The 17,807-nt window shown below is 59.4% G+C and carries 28 protein-coding genes; 12 read left to right on the top strand and 16 right to left on the bottom strand.

The window, feature by feature from the left end; translation table 11 throughout:
• From IIC71_13695 to IIC71_13685, 3 genes are all read left to right on the top strand, one after another.
• The coding region (locus tag IIC71_13695) for a hypothetical protein (GenBank protein ID MCH7670233.1) at positions 1 to 150 on the top strand (150 nt) is incomplete at its 5' end.
• Positions 151 to 230: 80 nt separating this feature from the next.
• A complete protein-coding gene (locus IIC71_13690) occupies positions 231 to 548 on the top strand; it encodes a hypothetical protein (GenBank protein MCH7670232.1) in 318 nt (105 codons plus the stop codon).
• A 353-nt stretch (positions 549 to 901) separates the two neighbouring features.
• Positions 902 to 1,429 carry a pyridoxal-phosphate dependent enzyme gene (locus tag IIC71_13685; GenBank protein ID MCH7670231.1) on the top strand — a complete coding sequence of 176 codons (528 nt, stop codon included), beginning with the start codon at positions 902 to 904 and terminating at the stop codon, positions 1,427 to 1,429.
• Between the two features lie 11 nt (positions 1,430 to 1,440).
• Here the strand turns inward: IIC71_13685 and rdgB are convergent, their stop codons facing one another.
• Genes rdgB through IIC71_13665 form a run of 4 tightly spaced genes read right to left on the bottom strand, consistent with a single transcriptional unit; the run spans position 1,441 to position 3,672 of the window.
• The gene (rdgB, locus tag IIC71_13680) at positions 1,441 to 2,025 is read right to left on the bottom strand and encodes an RdgB/HAM1 family non-canonical purine NTP pyrophosphatase (protein ID MCH7670230.1); all 585 of its coding nucleotides are present in this window, start codon (positions 2,023 to 2,025) and stop codon (positions 1,441 to 1,443) included.
• Positions 2,026 to 2,031: 6 nt separating this feature from the next.
• Entirely contained in the window at positions 2,032 to 2,739 is a 708-nt protein-coding gene (gene rph, locus IIC71_13675; GenBank protein ID MCH7670229.1) for a ribonuclease PH, read from the bottom strand.
• A gap of 1 nt (position 2,740) precedes the next feature.
• Complete coding sequence (locus IIC71_13670; protein MCH7670228.1) at positions 2,741 to 3,520, bottom strand: MBL fold metallo-hydrolase; 780 nt, start codon at positions 3,518 to 3,520, stop codon at positions 2,741 to 2,743.
• Positions 3,517 to 3,672, bottom strand: a complete 156-nt coding sequence (locus IIC71_13665; protein ID MCH7670227.1) for a hypothetical protein — start codon at positions 3,670 to 3,672, stop codon at positions 3,517 to 3,519. Before IIC71_13665 ends, IIC71_13670 begins: the two co-directional genes overlap by 4 nt.
• A gap of 200 nt (positions 3,673 to 3,872) precedes the next feature.
• Between IIC71_13665 and IIC71_13660 the strand changes: the two genes are divergently transcribed.
• Complete coding sequence (locus IIC71_13660) at positions 3,873 to 4,415, top strand: sigma-70 family RNA polymerase sigma factor (protein MCH7670226.1); 543 nt, start codon at positions 3,873 to 3,875, stop codon at positions 4,413 to 4,415.
• A 43-nt stretch (positions 4,416 to 4,458) separates the two neighbouring features.
• Positions 4,459 to 5,178: a hypothetical protein gene (locus IIC71_13655; protein MCH7670225.1), complete on the top strand. Its 720-nt coding sequence runs from the start codon at positions 4,459 to 4,461 to the stop codon at positions 5,176 to 5,178.
• Between the two features lie 299 nt (positions 5,179 to 5,477).
• Here the strand turns inward: IIC71_13655 and IIC71_13650 are convergent, their stop codons facing one another.
• The 5 genes from IIC71_13650 to IIC71_13630 all read right to left on the bottom strand — a co-directional run bounded on the left by IIC71_13650 (position 5,478) and on the right by IIC71_13630 (position 8,168).
• Positions 5,478 to 5,801, bottom strand: a complete 324-nt coding sequence (locus tag IIC71_13650; protein MCH7670224.1) for a hypothetical protein — start codon at positions 5,799 to 5,801, stop codon at positions 5,478 to 5,480.
• Positions 5,802 to 5,974: 173 nt separating this feature from the next.
• The gene (locus IIC71_13645) at positions 5,975 to 6,175 is read right to left on the bottom strand and encodes a hypothetical protein (GenBank protein ID MCH7670223.1); all 201 of its coding nucleotides are present in this window, start codon (positions 6,173 to 6,175) and stop codon (positions 5,975 to 5,977) included.
• On the bottom strand, positions 6,172 to 6,429 hold the full coding sequence (locus IIC71_13640; GenBank protein ID MCH7670222.1) for a hypothetical protein: 258 nt from the start codon (positions 6,427 to 6,429) through the stop codon (positions 6,172 to 6,174). Before IIC71_13640 ends, IIC71_13645 begins: the two co-directional genes overlap by 4 nt.
• A gap of 81 nt (positions 6,430 to 6,510) precedes the next feature.
• Complete coding sequence (locus IIC71_13635; protein MCH7670221.1) at positions 6,511 to 6,981, bottom strand: M67 family metallopeptidase; 471 nt, start codon at positions 6,979 to 6,981, stop codon at positions 6,511 to 6,513.
• Positions 6,942 to 8,168: an arginine deiminase gene (locus IIC71_13630; protein MCH7670220.1), complete on the bottom strand. Its 1,227-nt coding sequence runs from the start codon at positions 8,166 to 8,168 to the stop codon at positions 6,942 to 6,944. Before IIC71_13630 ends, IIC71_13635 begins: the two co-directional genes overlap by 40 nt.
• A gap of 178 nt (positions 8,169 to 8,346) precedes the next feature.
• Between IIC71_13630 and IIC71_13625 the strand changes: the two genes are divergently transcribed.
• The 3 genes from IIC71_13625 (at position 8,347) to IIC71_13615 (ending at position 10,853) form a co-directional block, all read left to right on the top strand.
• Positions 8,347 to 9,468 (top strand): ATP-dependent 6-phosphofructokinase, encoded by a 1,122-nt coding sequence (locus tag IIC71_13625; protein ID MCH7670219.1) that lies wholly within the window; start codon positions 8,347 to 8,349, stop codon positions 9,466 to 9,468.
• Positions 9,465 to 9,968 (top strand): hypothetical protein, encoded by a 504-nt coding sequence (locus tag IIC71_13620; GenBank protein MCH7670218.1) that lies wholly within the window; start codon positions 9,465 to 9,467, stop codon positions 9,966 to 9,968. Before IIC71_13625 ends, IIC71_13620 begins: the two co-directional genes overlap by 4 nt.
• Before the next feature lie 399 nt (positions 9,969 to 10,367).
• Positions 10,368 to 10,853 (top strand): S-layer homology domain-containing protein, encoded by a 486-nt coding sequence (locus IIC71_13615; protein MCH7670217.1) that lies wholly within the window; start codon positions 10,368 to 10,370, stop codon positions 10,851 to 10,853.
• Positions 10,854 to 11,527: 674 nt separating this feature from the next.
• Here the strand turns inward: IIC71_13615 and IIC71_13610 are convergent.
• Positions 11,528 to 11,761: a GNAT family N-acetyltransferase gene (locus IIC71_13610; protein ID MCH7670216.1), complete on the bottom strand. Its 234-nt coding sequence runs from the start codon at positions 11,759 to 11,761 to the stop codon at positions 11,528 to 11,530.
• A gap of 42 nt (positions 11,762 to 11,803) precedes the next feature.
• A complete protein-coding gene (locus IIC71_13605) occupies positions 11,804 to 11,947 on the bottom strand; it encodes a hypothetical protein (GenBank protein MCH7670215.1) in 144 nt (47 codons plus the stop codon).
• Here IIC71_13605 and IIC71_13600 point away from each other — a divergent pair.
• Genes IIC71_13600 through IIC71_13585 form a run of 4 tightly spaced genes read left to right on the top strand, consistent with a single transcriptional unit; the run spans position 11,946 to position 13,720 of the window.
• Complete coding sequence (locus IIC71_13600; GenBank protein ID MCH7670214.1) at positions 11,946 to 12,530, top strand: DUF1684 domain-containing protein; 585 nt, start codon at positions 11,946 to 11,948, stop codon at positions 12,528 to 12,530. The genes IIC71_13605 and IIC71_13600 overlap by 2 nt on opposite strands.
• A 4-nt stretch (positions 12,531 to 12,534) precedes the next feature.
• Positions 12,535 to 12,714: a hypothetical protein gene (locus IIC71_13595; protein MCH7670213.1), complete on the top strand. Its 180-nt coding sequence runs from the start codon at positions 12,535 to 12,537 to the stop codon at positions 12,712 to 12,714.
• 19 nt (positions 12,715 to 12,733) lie between these two features.
• A complete protein-coding gene (locus tag IIC71_13590) occupies positions 12,734 to 13,366 on the top strand; it encodes a hypothetical protein (GenBank protein ID MCH7670212.1) in 633 nt (210 codons plus the stop codon).
• Between the two features lie 18 nt (positions 13,367 to 13,384).
• On the top strand, positions 13,385 to 13,720 hold the full coding sequence (locus IIC71_13585; protein ID MCH7670211.1) for a hypothetical protein: 336 nt from the start codon (positions 13,385 to 13,387) through the stop codon (positions 13,718 to 13,720).
• 73 nt (positions 13,721 to 13,793) lie between these two features.
• Here the strand turns inward: IIC71_13585 and IIC71_13580 are convergent, their stop codons facing one another.
• The 5 genes from IIC71_13580 to IIC71_13560 all read right to left on the bottom strand — a co-directional run.
• Positions 13,794 to 14,918: an ABC transporter substrate-binding protein gene (locus IIC71_13580; protein ID MCH7670210.1), complete on the bottom strand. Its 1,125-nt coding sequence runs from the start codon at positions 14,916 to 14,918 to the stop codon at positions 13,794 to 13,796.
• A gap of 37 nt (positions 14,919 to 14,955) precedes the next feature.
• The gene (locus IIC71_13575; GenBank protein MCH7670209.1) at positions 14,956 to 15,738 is read right to left on the bottom strand and encodes an ABC transporter permease; all 783 of its coding nucleotides are present in this window, start codon (positions 15,736 to 15,738) and stop codon (positions 14,956 to 14,958) included.
• Positions 15,735 to 16,529: an ABC transporter ATP-binding protein gene (locus IIC71_13570; GenBank protein MCH7670208.1), complete on the bottom strand. Its 795-nt coding sequence runs from the start codon at positions 16,527 to 16,529 to the stop codon at positions 15,735 to 15,737. The genes IIC71_13575 and IIC71_13570 overlap by 4 nt, the downstream gene beginning before the upstream one ends.
• A complete protein-coding gene (locus IIC71_13565) occupies positions 16,526 to 17,494 on the bottom strand; it encodes an ABC transporter permease subunit (GenBank protein MCH7670207.1) in 969 nt (322 codons plus the stop codon). Before IIC71_13565 ends, IIC71_13570 begins: the two co-directional genes overlap by 4 nt.
• 11 nt (positions 17,495 to 17,505) lie before the next feature.
• Positions 17,506 to 17,807, bottom strand: a 302-nt coding sequence (locus IIC71_13560) for an LLM class flavin-dependent oxidoreductase (GenBank protein ID MCH7670206.1), incomplete at its 5' end; no start/stop codon positions are given.

Genomic DNA, 17,807 nt, shown 5'->3' with positions numbered 1-17,807 from the left:
CGCATTATCGGCCGGGCAGGATTCACAAACGCGGCGTACCTCACCGAGGTCATGTTTGATGGCACAACCACCGTTGTGTTCCGCAATGGTCTCGCGGCCCGCGTAGAGGTCGATGTTGCCGCGTCAATCGTGCGATCGCACGAGAGCTAACGACGTCTCCGCCGTGGCCGCGGCAACGACAACCTGCGCAGAGGTGCAGCAGTTGTCCTATTCGATTAAACATGTCATTCATGAACCTCACGATTAGCCCGCATATTCGTCGCCTCGTCTGCTCGTTCACCGGCGACGAGATCGATCACCAAGAATGGTCAAAGCCCATCGGGCTGTCGCTGGCCGGCTACCCGGTTACGATCGAGTACGACCTCGATGCAGTGGCCGGCCTCGCCCCTGGCACTCGTACCGGGTTGTGGCGTCACCGGAACCTACTGCCGGTGTGGAATGTCCCCGCCGGGGTACGCAGACGACGTGGGCGACACGCCTACCTTCCACTCCACTCAACTCAGCACACGCTACGGCGTCGACCTGTGGGTCAAGCAAGAGGGCTCTAACCCGTCCGGTTCGTTCAAAGACCGGGGTTTGGCAGTTGGAGTCGCCCTCGGACACGCACTCGGCGCGCAAGGTTTCTTCCTCCCGACCCAGGGAAACGCCGGGGTGTCAGCTTCGCTCTTCTCGGCCAGGATGGGACTGCCTTCGTGCGAAGTCACGATGCCCGCTGGCTACCAGGACGGTCCCTACCACCGGGCGGCCCGCCACTTCGGCGGTAATGTCACCTTCGCCGGTGGCAACATCGCAGCCGCCGGAACGGCGATTAGAACTCGCATGGCTGACAGTGTCGCAAATGGCGAACGAGTCGATCTCTCAACGTTCTACGAACCGGGACGGCTGGAGGGGAAAAAAAACCATGGGCCTCGAAATCGCCGAGTACTTCGCGGACCACTTGCCCGATTGGATCATCTACCCAACAGGAGGCGGCACCGGGCTGGTCGGCATTTGGAAGGCGTTCATGGAGCTCAGCTCAATGGGCATTCTGCACGACGGAGGGCAGCTACCTCGTATGGTCGTCGTGCAATCAGAAACGTGTGCCCCCGTCGTCGGCGCATTTGAAAGAGGTGATCATGTGGTCACAGGCATCACGTCGAAAGGCACCGTGGCGGACGGACTCGATGTGCCCGGCGCAATCATGGGCCATGAAATTCTCAGAGTGCTCAAGAATTCAAACGGCACCGCTGTCGCGGTGAGCGAGAAAGCAATCGTATCTGGATACGCCGAATTTGCCTCGGTCGGTATCCCCGCCGGTTACGAGGCGGCCGCAACTCTTGCAGCCCTCGATCGTCTCCGCGAGGCGGGGACCATCGGACTTGGAGACCGAGTCCTTGTACTCAACACCTCGAACCCATCGGTTGCGCTCTCAAAAGCCGAGCAAGACTGAAAACGCGATCGCTAGAAGATCAGCGGTTTGTTGCCAATTTGCGCTGCAAAGGCACGCAATGCGCGGCCCCGGTGCGACATCTGAGCCTTTTCTTCAGGGGACCGCTGTGCAAGCGTCCGACCGTCGACAAAAAATATTGGGTCATACCCGAATCCGCCCGAGCCCAACCGTTCCCGTCCGATAGCACCCTGAAGAACACCTTCTACGACAAGCTCTCTCAGATCGGGAGTGACACATGCAATTACGGTGACGAACCGGGCGCTGCGATCTTGTACGCCGTTCAGAGAACGCAACACCTTGTCGACGTTGTCCTCGTCGGTCGCGTCCTCACCGGCGAACCGTGCGCTGCGGACACCGGGGTCACCATCGAGCGAGTTGATAAACAGCCCAGTGTCGTCGGCTAGCGCAGCCACACCCGTTGCTTTCGCAACAGCCCTCGCCTTGAGCAGTGCGTTGCCGATTAGCGTGTCGGCACTCTCTTCGACGTCGGGCCACGACATCCCACCAACGACCTCGAGCCACGGGACGAGCGAGGCGAGGACCCTCTCAACTTCAGCCACCTTGTGTTCGTTCTTTGACGCTATGACTATTCGCAATGGGCGTTAACCATCCCGCGAGCTCGTCTGGAAGCCTACGAGTTGGTCGATCCCGATGGCGGCGACATCCAGCATTGCATCTAGTTCCTGGCGGCTGAACGGGTCACCTTCAGCCGTACCCTGGACCTCGACGAGTCTGCCATCGCCGGTCATGACAACGTTGCAATCAACATCGACCACAACGTCTTCGACGTACTCAAGATCCAGCAGCGCCTGGCCTTCGTGGAGTCCGACGCTGGTGGCCGCAATGTGGGTAGTGATCGGAGACTCCGCCAGCTTCCCTTGCGCCACCCACACATCGAACGCGTCGGCGAGGGCGATCCAAGCGCCGGTGATCGACGCGGTTCTGGTGCCACCGTCGGCTTGCAGGACGTCGCAGTCGACGGTCGCGGTGATGCCCGTCATCTTCTCAAGGGCGACACCGGCTCGCAGCGACCGGCCGATGAGACGCTGGATCTCCTTCGTACGTCCCCCGCTAATCGACTTTCGGTTGATACGGGAGTTTGCCGACCCCGGCAACATCGAGTACTCCGCAGTGACCCAACCCTCGGCACGATCTCGCATCCATGGGGGCACGTTGTCGCTGAGAGACACCGTGCACAGCACGCGTGTGCGCCCCATCGAGATCAGCACCGACCCTGGGGTCATCTCGGTGTACCCACGCACGATGTCTACCTTGCGCAGCTCGTCAAAGGCCCGTTCGGTTCTCAACATGTCAAGTTTTCTCCTTGTCGATTGGCATCTCAAGTCCGGCGATGGCGATGTGCACCTGGCCGGTGTAACCAACGTCGGCGGCGGCGTCGACGACCTGCTCACTCGTGTTGGCCGAGTGCATGTGTGTCAGCACCAGATCGCTTGTTTGTGCGGCAAGAGCCATGCCGATCGCCTCGCGCACAGTCATATGGAATGGGTACCGAGTCGACCTCCCCCCAGCGTTCGCAGCCTCGGCGAGCAGGACATCGCAACCAAGCGCCAGCTCTTCGATAGCAGCACTCGGACCAGTGTCTCCAGTGTATGTAATCGAAGAGTCTCCACACGTCACCCTGACCGCGATACCAGGCACCGAATGGACGGTGTCTGCGAATCCACAAAGTAAGTCTCCGACGCTAACGATTTCACCAACACGGGGTCGCTCGAAGGCGAGGACATCGCGATAGGGGTGCTGCTCGCCGGCTTGCAGCGCACCCGCGAACGCCTCCTCGACGCCCCGAGGTGCGATCACTCGGAGAGCGCCCGCCTTGCCCCCGCTCCGACGATCTGAGCTGAGGTAACCGTAGAGCCCAAGTAGGTCGGCCATGTGGTCGACGTGGCGGTGCGTGATCACAACGGCGTCGGGCGCTCCGCCGATCAGCTCGAACATCGGCTGCAAGGTACCCGACCCAAGGTCCAGCACGAGGGAAGCACCTTCGGCGGTGATGAGATACCCCGATGCAGCTATGCCGGGGCGAGGCCCCCCAGATCCGCAGCCCAGCACGGTGAGCTTCAGCGCAGTCATCGGAAGGTGAGAGCCAGAGTCCACGCGACCAAGACGCCCATAGCGACGAGAATCGAGATGGCGATGAAGACGCCGGCCGCAATGTGCATTCCCAGGCCAATGTAGGCGAACATGAGGTGATGCGGGGTGAGTTCTTTTGCTGACCCTGCCATGCACAGAGGCTAGTCGTCTCCCATGGAACTGGCGCCAAGCGTCTCCGGGATCTCACCGTTCCCCATGACAGAGCTTTGGCAGAGACACGCATCATGAATCGTCGCCAGCGACAGACTATTTGCCGGAACCCGTACCTTTTCAGGTGTCCTGTGCGGTTACCGATAAAAGACGGGACGGCCCTGGTGACGAAGAGGATGGAATGCCAATAGACGGAATACTCCAGTCCGTGGTGGATGCGGCTCGCGTAGGTGCCGAATGGGCCTGGGTGCGCCTAGTTCACGATATCGATGGGACGTTGCGCGGGTATGTGCGCCTTCAGGGCGGCTTGGACGTAGACGACCTGGTCGGGGAGACATGGCTTCATGTGGCGAGAGGAATTCACCGTTTCGAAGGCGACGGTGCTGAGTTTCGGTCGTGGGTTTTCATGATCGCCCACCACCGAGTCATCGATGAAAGGCGTCGCGGTCGGCGAAAGCCAGTCGATCTGGCTGACCACACGGTGCTGGACCGAGCGAGTCCCTCGGTGCCGTCGGCCGAGTCTGGTGCGTTCCAACATCTCGCAGATGACGAAATCTGGCTTGTATTGGAACAGCTCGCGCCCGCGCAACGGGAGGTGCTCGTGCTGAGATTCCTCAGCGGGCTCAGGATTACCGAGATCGCCGACATCGTCGGCAAGAAACCGGGCGCGGTGCAGGCATTACAACGGCGGGCGTTCAAACGGTTGGAAAAGATTCTTCGATGAAGGCAGTACGTTTTCGCTGTGCCGCGTCGGTTACGAGGGTGAGATGAGACGTTCAAACCAACAGCTCGATGAATTGATTGATCGGTTAGCCGCCGGCAGTGACTCCGAAGCCGGAGACGCTGTTGTGGCCTTCATCGGTCAGCTCAGTTCAGATTCTGTTCCCAGCGATCCAGCTACTGAAAACTTGCCCCGATTGCTGGCAGCCGAAGCGAAGACAGTTGCAGAGTCCATCCCGGTTCGATCCCGGTCGGATCGAGTGACAAAACCTTTGTCCAGAAAATGGAGACGACGAGCCATGATCAGCGCATTCCTTTCAACCCTTCTCGGCAAGCTTGCCATCGCCACGGTGGCCCTTGCTGCGACAACCGGTGGACTTGCGGCCACCGACAACCTGCCAGATGCCGCCCAGCAGTGGGTATCAGATGCTGTATCAAACGTCGGCATAAACGTGCCGGCTCCCAATGACGGTAACCTGCCAGATGCTCCTGAGCTACCCGACGAAGCCTCCGACAAGGCTGACGCTGTAGTGGAAACCGTGTTCGACGGTGACCCGGCTGATGGTCGCGAATTTGGCGGGAATATCGCCGATACCGCTTCGGATGGAGCGAGCGGTCGAGCACACAACGGGGCCGACAACGCAAGCGACGGAGCAGGCAACCAAGCGGAGAACAGGGCCGACAACGCAAGCGACGGAGCAGGCAACCAAGCGGAGAACGGGGCCGACAACGCAAGCGACGGAGCAGGTGACCAATCCCGACCCTGAATCGCCAACCAAACACGCGGGAAGTCCGAGGACGACACCTCGGACTTTCGCGCGCGTGCCCCGGCTCCGAGCTCCAGACGCAACTATCTCGACGCCCCCGTGGCACTCGACACGGACAACCCTTCCAGAATGATCACCTGCCCGAGGATTACGTCGCTTACCGCTGCTCGACCGACGAATTCACAACGCCCACCGGTCTCACTCCGCCCGTGCCAACCCGGAAGGCTCTCAACACAGGAACCTTGCCGGCGAGACCGACAATCAGATGCACCCAATCTCGATCGACATCGGTCACTACATCAGTCGCCAACGGATACGCGGCACCGGTCGGGTGGGAATGAAAAAGTGCACCAATCGGCGCCCCGATATCGTTGGCCGTGCGCAGCGCCAGCACCAATTCCCTTTGGTTCCAACGTGTACAAACTCGCAGATGCGTCGATGTTCGTCGCAAAATACACATGGGTCACCTCACCCCTCACCATGCCCAGAACCCCAAAACCCTCGTCCGGAAGCGCATCCACCACCAGTCTGAAGATCTGATCGGCTAGCACTGCCGGAAGCGTGATGGGATCGTCAACATCGGACGCCGGCCCAGAGCCACCATCTTGATCGGCTGAATTCATGCATTGGCTTCCGCCGACGCCGTGGGCCTGCGTTGCATGAGAGTAGACACTGGCTCGGGCGCGACTCATGTGGTGCGGGCTGTCGCATGACGCGAGGCGCGCTGTCTCACGGGTGGGTCGGCCAAAAGGCCAAATATCAAGTTCTCCAATCGCTGAGGTGATGGACCGCAGCGTCAGGTAGCAACCGCCGCAGAGTCGCGAAACATGATCGCTACCGCAGGATCACCGTCGACTCTCAGGTCGGAGAGAGCACCCGACCCGAGGCCCAGGACGAGGGACGTACCTGCGGCGGTGATGAGATAGCCCGATGCTGCGATGCCGGGTCGAGGTCCCCCAGATCCGCAGCCCAATACGGTGAGCTTCAGCGCAGTCATCGGAACGTAAGCGCCAGAATCCATGCAACCGAGACCCCCATGGCGACGAGAAGTGGCCGAGCTAGTTTCTCCCGCCACACCCTCAGCGAGTGCACTCCACCGACGACCCAGAGCACAGCCAAGCCGCCAACGAGGCTAAGCGGAGCAACAAGTACCGAGATAGCGATGAAGACACCGGCCGCTATGTGCATCCCCAGCCCGATGTACGAAAACATGAGGTGGTGTGCGGTGAGTTCTTTCGTAGAATCGGCCATGCGCAAAGGCTAGTGCACCGCGGCACTGCTGGTTCGTCCGTCCAACACCTGGCGGTTGGTAACCAGTGCGATGACCGCAGTTCAGTGTGCTGGGGGGTTTGGCGGTCTCACGATATCGACCCGCGTGACACCATCGATGCCAAATCGAAACGCCCTAATCACCGAAAGTTCGCCGCTGAGCGCCACGATCAGATGCACCCAGGCACGGTCAACATCGGTGGCAAGGTCCACCGAGGACGGGTACGGGGCACCCTCGGGATGCGAGTGGAACAGACCACCAATTGGTGCATCCTCGTCGTGTGCGGTTCTCAACGCCTGCACAAGCTCTCTTGGGTCTAAGGTGTACGACGTCGCTGACGGGCTGACGTTCCTTATTGGATACACACGTGTTACCTCGTGACCCGTCATACCAACTACGCCGCATCCCTCATGTGGCAGCGCCTCGACCAACAGCCCGACTATTTGGTCGGCGAGAGCCGCGGGAAGGGCGACGGTCTCTAGACCGTGGTGCGCTACCCCAGATTCACCCTGACGATAGGTTGAGTCATGCATCGGCTACCTCCTCGCCCCCGACATAGCTCCGAACTATCCAACTCAAGCACCTCAATGCCGTGATTACGTAGCTGGCGGTTTGTCTCGACATTTCTTGAGTACGCGACCACAACGCCGGGTTCCAAAGCAAGTGTGTTGTTGCCGTCATCCCATTGCTCGCGAAGTCTCCCAATTGCGTCACCGCCGGTTTGAATCATTGTGATGGACTCGAGACCCAGTGCCTCAAGAAGCGCCGACTCGATTGAAGGCATGGCGACTACGCCCAGACCGTGATCACCCTGTGGCCGAATCAGGTGGATCCCTTCTACGACAAGCAGCCCAGGGAAAATGTTGAACGTTGCATGGTCGACCATCGTGAAGGCGGTATCGAGGTGCATGAGGGCGCGAGTATTTGGCAGACGGACCACGATTGCCTGAGTTATCGGGGTCTCGGCAAATAGCCGCAACGCCAGAATCTCGATGGCCGACGGTGCTGTGCGCTCTGAAATGCCGAGACAGACGGTATGTTCGTCGAGGACCAGTACATCCCCTCCTTCGAGCGATGCTGGATACACATCTCCGCGCTCCGCACCGAACACCGGTCTTGAGCCGAGCTGCGAAAGTAGCGGATGGTGATCGTAGATCGACGCCATATACATGGACTCTCGCTGACGCGCGGGCGTTTTCAGCACATTGCGCGACAGCGCCGACCCAATCCACGATGCGTTGTCACGCATGAACAGAAGGTTGGGAAGCGGGCTAAGCACGTGGTGGTATCGGTCGGCAACAAGATCCGCGAAAAGAGGATCCAGCCCCCAGGCACCGAGCTCGTGTTCCATGATGCCGCCGACCAATACCTCGACAACCTTCTCCGCTGTTGTCTCTGTGAGCATCGCGATGAGCGCCTCGGAAGCCCTCGGGCCACACCGAGCGGGGGTGAACACCGTGCGCAACAGCGAATCACGGGCGGCAGGCATCTTCATCACGTCGGTGAGCAATCGATCGAAATACAACACCTCCACTCCCCTATCGATCATCAGACCAACAAAGGCATCATGCTCGTCCTGAGCCCGATCCAACCACAGCAGGTCATCAAACAACAACGCCTCTTTGTTGTCCGGAGTGAGTCTGGCAATCTCGACACTAGGCCGGTGAACGAGCACGGTTTCGAGCTTGCCAATCTCCGAGGTGACAGACGGCTCGATCACGCTGCGACCTCGAAAACCCCTCGGGCGTTCACTACGGCAGCGGTGCCGTCTCGTGCGATCAGTTCGTCGAAGGCTGCGTCCATAAGTCCAAGGGTACAGCCGTATGCACAGTCCCAGGGGTCGCGGCGCACCCTGGCAAGCGGCGGGTATCCTTGCTCGACACTCGAAGCGGAACGGTATGGCGAAAACGATCGGCATCTTGACAGCAGGCGGCGACTCGCCCGGGCTGAATGCGGCCATCCGGGCGATTGGGAAGGCAGCGATCCGAACCCACGGCATGCAGGTTGTCGGTTTCCGCGACGGCTTCCGCGGACTCATGCAAAATCGGACCATCCGGCTCGATAGCGCCGCGCTAAGCGGCATTCTCAGTCTCGGAGGGACCATTCTGGGAACTAGTAGGGACAAGCCGCACCGGATGAGAGTCGGCGACCGTACGCTCGACATGACCGACCTGATGATCCAGACCTGCGAAGAACACCGAATCGACACTCTTATCTGCCTCGGTGGCGGCGGGACGCAGAAGAATGCGCTCCGACTTGCAGAGGCGGGCATGTCGATCATCACCCTGCCCAAGACCATTGATAACGACGTGTGGGCAACGGATCTGACTATCGGATTCGACACCGCTCTCGGAATAGCCACGGAGGCGATTGACCGCCTCCACTCGACTGCCCACTCGCACCATCGGATCATGCTGGTCGAAGTTATGGGTCACAACGCAGGCTGGCTTGCGCTCGGTGGCGGGCTGGCGGGTGGAGCGGACGTGATCGCGATCCCCGAGATTCCGTACGAGCTCGACGAATTCGCCGAAACAATTTCTCAACGCCGCTCGGGAGGATCCACATTCTCGATCGTCGTCGTGTCAGAAGGTGCTGTTAGCTCGCAGCACCGCGCAACCATCGACAAAGTCGCGAGCGATCTCGAAACAGCCGAGGGGGCGGACCGCAAAGAGCTCAAGGCCGAACTGCAAACGCTCAATCAACACGAGAGCCAAACAACGACGTTACTGGCCTCCGAACTTGCCGACCGCACGGGACTCGAGGCACGTGTAACGATCCTTGGTCATGTCCAACGCGGGGGGACACCGTCGACGGTCGACCGGCTGCTCGCATCCACTCTCGGCACCGAAGCCGCCAACGCAGCCGCCGAAGGCCTGTCGGGAATCATGATCGCATCTCACGGGTCCAGCGTTCGCCATGTCCCGCTCGGGGAAGTTGCCGGTCGTCGCAAAACCGTCCCTCTTGACCATCCGTGGATCAAATCGGCAAGGAGCCTCGGTGTCGGGTTTGGCGACGGATGACCCGTACGACACTCGAATTGCAAGTCATCGCCGCAGCTCGCGCAACGGGTTACGAAATCGATCTCGTGGAGTGCGACCCAAATCTTGCGGACACCGCGGCCTTTTGCGAAACCTACGGATATACGCTCAACCAGTCTGCAAACACGATCATCGTCGCGTCTCGCAAACCCCAGGGTCTCGTCGCGGCATGTCTCGTCCTTGCAACGCATCGGCTCGACGTTAACGGAACCGTTCGCAAGAAGCTCGGCGCACGAAAGGTCTCTTTCGCCCCCGCAGACGTCACGGTAAAGGTGACCCGCATGCTCATGGGCGGTGTAACTCCGTTTGGTCTGCCAAACGAGATCCCCATCTGGATCGATGCCAGCGTTATGAACGAGCCATACGTGATTGTTGGTGGTGGTAGCCGCTCGCTAAAACTCGGTGTTCCACCCGCAGCGATCGCAGCTCTTGAACATGCTGAAGTCGTCGATAGCTTGGCGAAACCGGCTACCGCGACATAGGCTGTGTTGGACACGGAATCCGTCCGCAACCCGTCCGAGTCGAACAAGTCGGTGTTGCAACGACCCCTTGAACCTGAGGTAGTTCTCTCCATCCACCGTGATGTACACCGTCCCGTTGGGGTCACCGCAGATGAAGAGCAGATTGCCATTGCTGCACGACAGCGATGTTGATGCATTGATGAGTAGATACCCAGCGGTTGGGGCAACAAAAGTGATCTCTGTCACATCGATCGATATGTCCGAACTTGCCCCGACAACCCGAAGTGGGTTCGGCGGTGTGCACGGAAACGGAAAACAGAAACTCGACAGAGCGTACGAAGCACCTGCCAACGTATTGATGTCCTTTGCCGTGCGTCCCTGTAACTCGCCGGCGTCGACGACACGGTTTGCTGCAAGGCGGTGCATGAACGCAGCCATCTGCTCACGGGTTACATCGTCCTGTGGGCAGATGGCGGCGTTCCTCGTTCGTGCGCTGGGACTGACCGACACCGGGTAGTTTCGTTCGTCGACGACGACAACTCAATCTTCGAGTCCGACATCGAGAAACTGGCGACGGCGGGCATCACACGGGGTTGCAACCCGCCACAGAACGACCGTTTCTGCCCAGACGACCGAGTGACACGGGCGGTCATGGCAACATTCCTCACGCGGGCACTTAACCTTCCCACCGATCCCCCGGCAGGCTTTTCCGTAGGCGAACAAAGCAAGGCACTCGTGACCCGATATGAGTCGAGGCGTGATACGACCGAAGGTCAGATCCCGGACATCTACAACGCCCGCTACTTGCCACGATCGTTTGCCACGGGCATGGATGTCCTACCAGATCCGGACGATGTGGACATCGTCAACAGCCCGGGTCGATACACCGGTTGGGATCTACTCTGACCTTCGCCCCCGATCGGAACACCTCAATCGCTGCCCAGACCGTGACTGGTTCCGGTTCACGTTGAACCGAGACGCCCGTGTTGGAATCGTGTGGCGGAGCGAGGAGCCGGTCCCAGGGTGGCTGACTTCGTGGACGAAGGGCGGCACTGTCATCATCGACGATAGGGACCCGTGACGTGTACGAAAAGGATCTCGCCGCGGGAGACATCAAGCTCGGCAGTGTTGAAGGCCAGAACGGTTGGCGCAGAATGTATCTCGTGCTCCTTGCCGAATCAGACAGCGAACCGACCGAGACGCCACCGGCCCCTGCGGGGTGGACAGCTCCGCGGCCGAACCGAACGTGCTCGTCATGGGTGCACGACCTAAACACAACCGACGCACCCAATTGTGAGACGTACGTCGGTTGGCACCCGCAGATCGACCCCGTGTACTGGTGTTACTTCGGCCACGAACACGGCTCGGACCCCTCCATTATCCCCGGTAACCCGCTGGTGGGCTACGGGTACGTTGCGTCACACGTGCCTCAGAACGAACCACATCGGGGCTTTCGAGAGTTCATCATGGAGTCGCCCGACGGCGACCACTGGCTGAGGTTCATCATTCATGCGGGCACGTCGGCTAAGCGGCGTATATGTCATCAGTTCCATACGTTGTTCGTCATGGTTTACGACAAATCAGGAAACGAGAAGTTTTCGGTCGGGTTCAAGAACGACTACGGAGCAAAGTTCGACACGGTCGAGACTGTTTTCCGCAGCCCAGCCCTCGACGGCGTCGACAAGCCCTGTCGCGACTCCTGTACCGCGCAACTCAGGCGCAATCCACATTCCCCACAGAGTCGCGTGAGCACCATCGCTGGCGTACGCACCAACCATCGCTTCGACATTCTTATTGATATCGATGAAAAACACTGCGGTGGCTCCGCCATCAGATGCCTCGGCTGCCCTCCCTGTTCAGGCCTCGGGCTCAAACGCTGCCTCGGTTGCGAGGGTCGCACCAAACGCTTCGGGATCCTCGGCAAGCGCCCGCAATCGGATTGCGCGGAACTCGTCTCCCTCATCGGGCCTTATGCGCCGCACGCAGTACCAAGCTCTCATGGTCGACAGTGTACCGGCAGCGGTCGTTGGCGACGGAATGGAATACCGCACACCGTCGGTTGTTGGCGTCTGTATGGATACCGCAGACCTCCTAAGTTTCCGCAAGGAGAAAGACGAATTCTTCAAACACGGTGAGCAATCTCCACTGCCGCACGACGCCCGACACACCTTCGAAGGCCTCGCTTACTACCCGCCAAACGCCGAGCTCGTGTTCGACGTGACACTCGACCCGACAGAGCCCACCGAGGTGCAGATATCGACCACCGATGGTGCTGAGCGGACGTACATGAGGGTCGCAACTGCGACGGTCACCGTCGACGGCACGGACACCACAATGGCTCTGTACTCCTCGGGGCACGAGAGTCTGTTCCTCCCGTTTCACGACACGACGTCCGGAAAGGAAACGTACGGTGCGGGTCGCTACATCGACGTTCACCCCAACGGTGACGGAACCGCAGTCATCGACTTCAACTACGCATACGCGCCGTTCTGCGCCTATAACGATCTTTACTCCTGCGCTCTCCCCCCAGCGGAAAATTGGCTGGATGTCGCGATTAGAGCCGGCGAGCAGACCGCACAATGAGCCAGTGGTGATAGATTTCCTACTACCGGCTACCGACGGCGGCGTTGCTTTTCAGCTCGGCGCATGGACCTTGATTAGCGGCTTTTCAATCTACCGAACGCGACGTGACAAAGACTTCCGTGTCCTCGCTGTCGGGGTAAGCATTTTGGTGCTCAGCGCTATGGGCATCAGGGCTCTCCACTAATACAAATTAGACTCATCAAATGTTCTCATTCACAACCTCACCCGTTGCGGTCCGCAGCGACCTCACTGAAACGTTCGTGGGTATGTGGGCTTACTTCGCTAAGCCGGGACCGGTGTTCGACGCACGCCAACGATCGGCACTGCTGGAAACCGCCAGAACGACCGAAAACCCGGACGGCGATTCGAAAAATCGGCTCCCCGAGCATATCGCCGAACTCGCCCACACGCTGTACCACGACCCGGCCCAAGTGGACAACAATCTCGTCCGTACCGCGGCTGGCGTGGCCGGGGATGCCGCCACTGTCGAGACTATCGGGCTTGTGTCCATGCTGTCAGCGGTGGATGGCATGCATCGTGCCCTCGGGGTAGATCTTGAGGCGCTGCCCCATCCAATCCCAGGGTCTCCGACGGGCAACATCGCCAAGAGATTGAAACGTCGTCGAACCCATGTGCCGATGCCACGAGGAGCGATCCCGTCGGCACTCGACCTAGTTCCAGACGTCGCATCCGCCTGGGTGGCATCGTTTGGTCCCCTCTACATGACGGACGAACAGATGGGTTACGTGGATTTTATCCGCTCACCAGGTCTCGACAGGGCGCAAATCGAGCTGATCGCTGCAAAGACATCGCTTATCAACGAGTGCTTCTACTGAACATTCGCCCATGTGCGGATGCTCCGGGCGAGCGCCATCAGTTTTGGATACGACCTCAACATTGCAGGTCTTGTTGACCCCGATGTTTCAATTGGCGTGCACGGGGGCGACACGTTGCTGAGATTCGTCGAGACCGTGCTCGGGCGTTCTGCAACATCGCTGGGGGATCTGCACGAGTCAATCGTCTCCGACTTAGGATCCGAAGCATTGGTTGATGCCGCTGCGGTGCTTGGGAACTTTGAGATGATGAACCGTGTCGCCGAGGGTTCGGGAATCCCGATACCGCAACAAGCGATCGAATACGAGTCCGACATGGTCGAGCAACTAGGTCTACTCGAACTTATCAAACCGTAGGACTCGATACACCGTCCTGCCACGGACGTGGGCCATCCTCGCCTCGGCGAGGATGGCCCACGTCGACGAATGCCTAGTTGCCGCCCTCTTTGAGCTCGACGGTGATTGGGCTCCACCCGGAACCGATCACATCGACGCCATCAGCTTTGAGGTTGTCGATCGCTTCCTTTGCAATGTCAGTGCGGAACGCCCCGTCGGTCGGAGCGGCCTTGAGGATGCTCTCACCGGTTGCCACCGCCACAGTCTGATCCCACAGACCCTGGTCCATGAGACCGATACCGCCGCTCGACGGCCAGATGAGACCGTTGATCTCGTTCATCTGCCATGTCTGGTGTGACTCGCCCAGCGTCGGACCCGCGTCAAGCACAATGTCGACACACTTGTCGATGTTGTCACGGCAGAAGATCCACCCGCGGATCGACGCCTCAACGAACTTCACGGCGTTGGCTCGGTAGTCGGAGTCAGATTCGAGCTTGTCGGCATCGGCCCAGATAGCGTCCTGAAGCATGGCGGTGCCGACATCATTCCAATCGATAACAACAAGGTCATCAGCAGTGAACAGCTCACCCGTGTCCGGGTTGATCGTCTCGAGTACTTGGGCATATTCGTTGTAGATCATCGCCTGAGCTGCGTCTATCTCGCCTGAGATCAGCGCCAGCATGTCGAACTGTTGCTGGACGAGCGTCACGTCGCTCGCTGGATCGAGACCCGAGCTACGCAAACCCGCCAGCAACTCGAACTCGTTACCAAACCCCCAGTTTCCGACCGTCTTACCGGCAAGATCGCTGACTGAGTTGATACCCGAGTCCTTGAACGCCACCTGGAGGGTTGCGGACCGCTCAAAGATTTGCGCGATGTTGGTGATGTTGAGTCCCTCTTCGCGTGGCACAAGCCCGCGTGGTACCCACGAGATTGCAAAGTCGGCTGCGCCCGAGTCGAGCACGGTCGCCGGAAGAATGTCGATACCGCCCTGCGTAATCGTCACGTCGAGACCAAGGTCTGCATAGAAACCTTCAGCGACGGCTGCGTAGTAACCCGCGAACTGCGCCTGGGTGAACCACTGGAGCTGAAGCGTGATCGGTGTCAGGTCCTCAGGCGCCGTCGACACATCATCATCGCTTCCGCATGCAGTGGCAATCAATGCCATCACGAGGACGGCGCCAAACAGCCTCGCCCTACCTACTTTTGTCTTTCTCATTGAAGTTCTCCTTCTATGTTGCTCTTGTTAGAAACTTTCAACCGACAGACTCATCGCTGTCGGCTGTCTGCCACGGAATGGAACGTCGTTCAAGGACGACGACCACAAGGTACAAACCCATTCCCATCAGCGTACCCGCCACAACGCCGGCCCACGCAGATGAGTAGCGCGAGAGCGCAGCGTGCTGCACGATCAATTGGCCGAGGGCAGCCTGCCCACCGCCAAAGTACTCAGCGACGATCGCCGCGATCACAGCCAGTGACGATGCGATCTTGAGCGACGTGAACAGGTAGGGCAACGCGTTGGGAATCCGCACCCGTCGCAGCGTCTCCCACTCACTTGCAGCGTACGAATCCATAAGGTCGAGATGACCCCGTTGCACGTCGGTCAGGCCCCGAACGGTGTTGACAAACACCGGGAAAAACACCAGCAGCACGACGATCCCCTGATTCGAACGCGGAGATAAAAGGCCGAACCAGTTGTTGAAGATCGGTGCCAACGCGATTATCGGAATCGCATTCACCGCGACCGCCACCGGCGTGACGGCCTCGCTCACGATCCGGAATCTGGAAACCAAAACCGCAACGGCGACTCCAAGCAGTGCACCCGCAACCAGGCCCGTCACGGCTATGAAACCGGTGTTCGAGGTCGCCGTGACAATCGCACTCCACTGATCGACAACTTTGCCGGCTATGACCGAGGGCCTTGGCAACACGAACGCCTGGGGTTTAAGAATCACCAAAGCGGATTCCCACAAAATCAGCCCACCGACACCCACGACCAATGGTGGGATCAGCGTCTGAAAACGTGCGCGAATCATGTTGCCCCCTCCGTCGCGCGCAGCGCCTCCCGAACCTCCGTGATTTTCGCAAAGAATGCGGAGTCCTCGCGTGTCTCGAACGTCCGATCTCCCAGGTCGATGCTGACGCGAGCAACGATTCTCCCGGGCCGTGGCGACATGACGACAACGGTTTTCGACAGAAACACCGCCTCTGGGATCGAGTGGGTGACGAATACCACCGACGTGCGCGTTTCAGCCCAAATCTGCAAGAGTTCTGTTTGCATCCGCTCGCGGGTCATCTCGTCGAGCGCACCAAACGGCTCATCCATAAGCAGAATCGAAGGTTTGAAGGACAGCGCCCGTGCAATCGCGACCCGCTGCTGCATGCCGCCGGAAAGCTGATTCGGATAGTGATCGCTGAAATCGCTGAGTTGCACGAGTTCGAGCATCTCTCGGGTTCGTTCGGCACGCGCCGTTTTCGTCCAACCCATCAGCTCCAGAGGCAGCTCGATGTTCTTGGCAACCGTGCGCCAATCGAACAAATTGGCGTTTTGGAAGGCCATGCCGTAGTCCCTGTCGAGCCTGGCTTGCTCGGCGGACTTTCCGTTTACATAGATCTCACCGGTGGTGACCGGAACCAGGCCGGCCATGAGTCTCAACAGAGTCGACTTCCCACAACCTGACGGCCCGATGAGAGACACAAAACCGCCGCGGGCGATCTTCAAGTCGATCGCCTCGAGCGCGACTACCTGGTTGGGGGTCCCTCGACCAAAAACCTTCCCGGCGCCCTTCGTCTCGACCGCAAGATTCTCCGATGTTTCTGTGTTCATGAAATCGAAGTCTCCCGCGCCGTTCCACCGACCACGTGGCGCTCTAGGAGCGAAATGAGACCAAAAACAACAATGCCCAAAGCGGCGGCTCCGGCGACCGAGGCGTAGAGACGTTCAGGGCCGGTGGTGTACCGGGATGCGAAGTCGAGGATCAGGCGCCCTATGCCGCCACCGACACCCGACGAAATCTCGCCGACGATTGCGCCGACGATACTTGCAGACGCAGCGAGCTTGAATGCGGCGAAGAGGTACGGCACTGCCGCGGGAAGCCGCAATTTGAGAAGCGTCTGCGTGCGGCTGGATGCGTACGATTCCATCAGTTCAACCGCCTCGGCTGAAGGCGACTGCAGACCCTTCAACCCATTAACCGCAACAGGAAAAAACGTCAGATACGTGGCGATGATCGAAACCGACATCCACGCGTTCCACGTGAAAGGCAGCCACCCGAAATTCGTCTGTCCCCAGATGACGATAATGGGCGCGATCGCGACGAGTGGCACCGTTTGGGACACCACCACGTACGGCATCAAACCTCTTTCGATTGTCCGCGAGCGCAGCATCAGGACCGCAAGACCGAAACCAAGCACGACACCTGCAACAAAACCGAAAAACGCCTCGCGTGCAGTGAACAGGGCAGCGTCGAAGATGAACCCACCGAGCGTTTTAGGGTTTCTCCGCTGCGGGGGGTCGTTGAACTCGGAGATAATCGCCGAAATCGGCGGCATGATGAGATCATTTGTTGCCGGCAGCACTGAGCCGATCACTGGCCAGTCTCGCTGGGCGTCGTCGATCGACTGGCCGGCAACCTTGTAGCCGGTGTAGAGAAGGCCGAGGATGGTGACGAAGATCACGAACACCAGACTCCGGCGCACCGTCGTTCGAACCCGCTGAGCGCGTTCGTACTTCCGCAGCTCGATACGAGCGGACTCGTCCGTCGAAGTCTGTTCCTGCGTGCTGTCAACCAAGTGCGGAATCCCTATCCGTTAATCGCTGGGATGATCTCTTCGCCGTACGCTCGCAGAGTCTCTTCCTTGCCGTCGTGCTGGAGGTAGATCGAGAACTGGTCGACACCAAGCTCCTGCATCTCCTTGAGCCGCTCGATGTGGTTCTGGGAAGGTCCGAGCAGGCAGAATCGGTCGATTAGATCATCACTGACGAACTCGACATGGGTGCTGTCCGAGCTACCGTGCTCCTTGTAGTCATACCCTTGGCGGTCCGCAATGTATGACGTCAGCTCTTGAGGAATAGAGAGGCCGTCGGCACCGTAACGATTGACGA

The sequence above is a fragment of the Acidobacteriota bacterium genome (assembly GCA_022562055.1).
GTDB lineage: Bacteria > Actinomycetota > Acidimicrobiia > Spongiisociales > UBA5794 > BMS3BBIN02.
The sequence above is the reverse complement of the archived record's forward strand: the minus strand, read 5'-3'. Positions and strand labels throughout refer to the sequence as shown.

Excerpts from the sequence above, each read along its gene's own strand:
- IIC71_13690 (MCH7670232.1), top strand. The coding sequence starts at position 231 with ATGAACCTCACGATTAGCCCGCATATTCGTCGCCTCGTCTGCTCGTTC.
- IIC71_13685 (MCH7670231.1), top strand. The coding sequence starts at position 902 with ATGGGCCTCGAAATCGCCGAGTACTTCGCGGACCACTTGCCCGATTGG.
- rph (MCH7670229.1), bottom strand. The coding sequence starts at position 2,739 with ATGTTGAGAACCGAACGGGCCTTTGACGAGCTGCGCAAGGTAGACATC.
- IIC71_13670 (MCH7670228.1), bottom strand. The coding sequence starts at position 3,520 with ATGACTGCGCTGAAGCTCACCGTGCTGGGCTGCGGATCTGGGGGGCCT.
- IIC71_13665 (MCH7670227.1), bottom strand. The coding sequence starts at position 3,672 with ATGGCAGGGTCAGCAAAAGAACTCACCCCGCATCACCTCATGTTCGCC.
- IIC71_13660 (MCH7670226.1), top strand. The coding sequence starts at position 3,873 with ATGCCAATAGACGGAATACTCCAGTCCGTGGTGGATGCGGCTCGCGTA.
- IIC71_13655 (MCH7670225.1), top strand. The coding sequence starts at position 4,459 with ATGAGACGTTCAAACCAACAGCTCGATGAATTGATTGATCGGTTAGCC.
- IIC71_13650 (MCH7670224.1), bottom strand. The coding sequence starts at position 5,801 with ATGAATTCAGCCGATCAAGATGGTGGCTCTGGGCCGGCGTCCGATGTT.
- IIC71_13645 (MCH7670223.1), bottom strand. The coding sequence starts at position 6,175 with ATGACTGCGCTGAAGCTCACCGTATTGGGCTGCGGATCTGGGGGACCT.
- IIC71_13640 (MCH7670222.1), bottom strand. The coding sequence starts at position 6,429 with ATGGCCGATTCTACGAAAGAACTCACCGCACACCACCTCATGTTTTCG.
- IIC71_13635 (MCH7670221.1), bottom strand. The coding sequence starts at position 6,981 with ATGCATGACTCAACCTATCGTCAGGGTGAATCTGGGGTAGCGCACCAC.
- IIC71_13625 (MCH7670219.1), top strand. The coding sequence starts at position 8,347 with ATGGCGAAAACGATCGGCATCTTGACAGCAGGCGGCGACTCGCCCGGG.
- IIC71_13620 (MCH7670218.1), top strand. The coding sequence starts at position 9,465 with ATGACCCGTACGACACTCGAATTGCAAGTCATCGCCGCAGCTCGCGCA.
- IIC71_13600 (MCH7670214.1), top strand. The coding sequence starts at position 11,946 with ATGGTCGACAGTGTACCGGCAGCGGTCGTTGGCGACGGAATGGAATAC.
- IIC71_13605 (MCH7670215.1), bottom strand. The coding sequence starts at position 11,947 with ATGAGAGCTTGGTACTGCGTGCGGCGCATAAGGCCCGATGAGGGAGAC.
- IIC71_13590 (MCH7670212.1), top strand. The coding sequence starts at position 12,734 with ATGTTCTCATTCACAACCTCACCCGTTGCGGTCCGCAGCGACCTCACT.
- IIC71_13585 (MCH7670211.1), top strand. The coding sequence starts at position 13,385 with ATGCTCCGGGCGAGCGCCATCAGTTTTGGATACGACCTCAACATTGCA.
- IIC71_13580 (MCH7670210.1), bottom strand. The coding sequence starts at position 14,918 with ATGAGAAAGACAAAAGTAGGTAGGGCGAGGCTGTTTGGCGCCGTCCTC.
- IIC71_13575 (MCH7670209.1), bottom strand. The coding sequence starts at position 15,738 with ATGATTCGCGCACGTTTTCAGACGCTGATCCCACCATTGGTCGTGGGT.
- IIC71_13570 (MCH7670208.1), bottom strand. The coding sequence starts at position 16,529 with ATGAACACAGAAACATCGGAGAATCTTGCGGTCGAGACGAAGGGCGCC.